Genomic DNA, 2,732 nt, shown 5'->3' with positions numbered 1-2,732 from the left:
ATGAGCTGGTGGGCAGTTCCTCATTGTCACCAACGATCGATCACTGGCTTTCCTTTCTGCAACGCTGACGGCGTCTGGAACAGGGACTGTGTCAGCTCTCAAAGTAAGTAGAGCAAGTGTCAGATTGATGCTTACTATAACGCGAGGATCGTTAGTTCCGATTCCTTTATCTTATCGGAAGTTAGTAGAAGCAGCAGGAATCAGCGCAATTGGCACGGCGCTGCCGCCGTTGCTGTCGATGTTTGCTGTGGTGCACAAGGCAGGGAGGGTCACTGGTCGCCGGAGTTGCGGCAGCCACGCCCGCTTCCGCATCAACCTGGCAACGGTCGCTGGGCTGTGAGTAGTGAGAGGGCAGGGTGCCGTCAGACGGTTTCGCGGCTACGGCCGTTCACGTCTGGCAGCCACCGGGCTCGAGTTCGGCTGACGGCGATTAGCTTCGGCGCGCCGTTGGGCGGGTAGGGCTAGGCTGTTCGACGTCACTTCGGCGTCGGGATCGCGGCTTGCGCACTCTTCTGCTCTTGCTGTAAGCATCAGTGCTGTTCCGTACGGTTGAACGCCATAGCAGATAGACGTCCTCGCGCCGCGTCTGGCGTCCCGGCAGCAGGGCAGGGGGCGCCCGGCAGTCCGGTTCGCCCGGCCGCGGACCCCAGGCTGCCAGCCAGGCATCCTGTTCAGCGAGAACGGCCAGACGATCGCGCCACAGGTCATCGGGAGTGACTCAATGCGGATGGGTCGGCATGCCTCCGGTCATCGCCAGGAGCGCCGCCGCCAGCCGGCGCGCAGCAGGTGAGGCTGCCGACGCGGCATACACGATCGTCCACGCCTCTCGGATCGCCTCCTCAATCTCCAGGTCCGTCACGCTCTTCACCAGCAATCGCCATCAAGGCTTCTGCATCTATGGCAGGCGCGGCAGGGCTTCAAGCGCCGCCAGGTAGCGGCGATGGTCGTATTCCCTGCTCTCGTTCACGATGCCAACCATCTCAGAGGCAATAAGGCAGCCGATCAGGCGTCGAGCCTCCTTATCGGAGTGGCCCTGGCCAACCAGCCGTTCATAGGTCGCGAGTGCCTCCGGCGGATCATGGTTGCGGATCTGATTGTCGACGATTTCCAGGATCGTGGTGCGGAGGACCTCCCGAGAGGTGTCGTTCTCCCCAGCAGCAGGTCCAGCAATACGAGGATGGACCGGATGTCGGCGACGCTGGCGATGTTTCGAGACTGGCATGGCTGAACCAGGGTTGGCTGTTGATGATCGCGGTAACACAGGGTAGTCCGCGCTCTGTTCCTCTGTCTCGTCATCCCTGGGAGATGGTTTGTCCGTTGGCCAGGCGCTATACATCTCCGATACGATTGAAGACAGGCAGAAGCGAGGCAATCCATGGCGATGCCGACAGGTCGAGACCTTGACGCCTTAATCGAGGAGGCGACGGTTGACTGCTACGATGAAGCGGAACAGGTCGCCGGATTTTTCGCCTGCCTGGAAGACGAACTGGAGCTTCCTTTCACGACACGCCTGTTCGGCGTCGACGTGTTGGTCGAGCAGATCGAACTGACCGAACACGATGACATTGTCGCGGTTTGCCGCCGTGACAACGACAAGGCAGCCATCCGCCTGGTCGATTTGCCTCTGCCGACGCCGCTGCCGAAAGGGGCACAGTGGATCGCCGCCTGGAAGAAATGGCAGACCGGGAGTTGACGAAGCTTGGCCGTAGCCATTGAGGGGATCATGCGATCGATCTCGGCGGCACGTTGCGGGAAGGCAACGAATTTGATGCCAGCTCCAACCCCTGCATCCCTGCCGGCCGGAAGGCCCATCACTGTGAAGAACCTTGCCCCGCTGTCCGGGATCCATCATGACACCTGAGACTTCCTCGAACACCGCAGTTGACTGGGAGGATCTCAGCGACTTCCTGATGTCCGACCGCGCACCGAATACTTGCATGCGCCCCGCCGAGGTGGATGGCTTTGTGACCGGGATCGCGGTCAGCCCGGACATGATCCCGCCCAGCGACTGGCTGCCCGTGATCTGGGGCGGCTGTGAGCCGGAATTCACCAGCATTGAAGAGGCGGGTAGAGTTCTCAGCCTGATTCTGCGCCACTACAGCAACATTCGTCTGATGCTGGACAGGACCCCGGAGGCTTACCAGCCGGTTCTTCTGGACAGCTCCACTGGCCGGACGATCGCCGAGGACTGGGCCCGGGGCTTCTTCGCTGCCGTCACACTGCGTGGTGCGTCCTGGGCTGCCCTGCTGGTGCCTGAGCAATTCGGGCTGATCGCACCGATCGCTGTACACTGATCCAACCAGGACGGACTGCCGCTGGTGCCGGGCAGTCGGGAAAACATTGCTGAAATCCAGGAGAGGGCGGTTGGCTTATTCCCCGCCGCCATCATTGCCATCGATCAATTCTGGAAAGGACGCCGGCGTGGTGCTGTGCCGCCGGCACGCCAGACGGTCTCAGGATCGACAGCAAAGGTTGGCCGCAACGATCCCTGTCCATGCGGTTCCGGAAAGAAGTACAAGCGGTGCTGTGGCACCTGATCACTAGCGGGTTCCGTCAGATTTCGTGCCGATGCGCTGGATGTTTCTTCATACGTCCAACCCCGCCTCGGCCCAGGTGTCGGCAAAGTCGTCGCCAATACCCCAACCCATGTCCTGCCCGACGGCCATCACTTTGCCGAGGCGTTCGAGATATGGTTCCTGGCCTGCCTCTGACAGCACCAAGGCATGGGTGAC

The 2,732-nt window shown here is 61.3% G+C and carries 5 protein-coding genes; 3 read left to right on the top strand and 2 right to left on the bottom strand.

What is annotated here, in order from left to right; all coding sequences use genetic code 11:
* Nucleotides 1–718: 718 nt before the first annotated feature.
* Nucleotides 719–868, bottom strand: coding sequence for a hypothetical protein (locus AC5JJ6_RS08050; protein ID WP_496041537.1), 150 nt, complete (start codon nt 866–868; stop codon nt 719–721).
* Nucleotides 869–895: 27 nt separating this feature from the next.
* Complete coding sequence (locus AC5JJ6_RS08045; protein WP_496041536.1) at nt 896–1,222, bottom strand: hypothetical protein; 327 nt, start codon at nt 1,220–1,222, stop codon at nt 896–898.
* 153 nt (nt 1,223–1,375) lie between these two features.
* Here AC5JJ6_RS08045 and AC5JJ6_RS08040 point away from each other — a divergent pair, with 153 nt between their 5' ends.
* From AC5JJ6_RS08040 to AC5JJ6_RS08030, 3 genes are all read left to right on the top strand, one after another.
* Nucleotides 1,376–1,693 (top strand): calcium-binding protein, encoded by a 318-nt coding sequence (locus AC5JJ6_RS08040; protein WP_496041535.1) that lies wholly within the window; start codon nt 1,376–1,378, stop codon nt 1,691–1,693.
* Between the two features lie 157 nt (nt 1,694–1,850).
* Nucleotides 1,851–2,294, top strand: coding sequence for a UPF0149 family protein (locus AC5JJ6_RS08035; RefSeq protein ID WP_496041534.1), 444 nt, complete (start codon nt 1,851–1,853; stop codon nt 2,292–2,294).
* 24 nt (nt 2,295–2,318) lie between these two features.
* A complete protein-coding gene (locus tag AC5JJ6_RS08030; RefSeq protein ID WP_496041533.1) occupies nt 2,319–2,537 on the top strand; it encodes an SEC-C metal-binding domain-containing protein in 219 nt (72 codons plus the stop codon).
* The last annotated feature ends 195 nt before the right edge of the window (nt 2,538–2,732 follow it).

It is taken from the genome of Skermanella sp. (genome assembly GCF_059503625.1).
This window is presented reverse-complemented; position numbering and strand designations above follow the sequence as displayed.

Coding starts and splice junctions, on each gene's coding strand:
- AC5JJ6_RS08045 (WP_496041536.1), bottom strand. CDS start 1,222: ATGCCAGTCTCGAAACATCGCCAGCGTCGCCGACATCCGGTCCATCCT.
- AC5JJ6_RS08040 (WP_496041535.1), top strand. CDS start 1,376: ATGGCGATGCCGACAGGTCGAGACCTTGACGCCTTAATCGAGGAGGCG.
- AC5JJ6_RS08035 (WP_496041534.1), top strand. CDS start 1,851: ATGACACCTGAGACTTCCTCGAACACCGCAGTTGACTGGGAGGATCTC.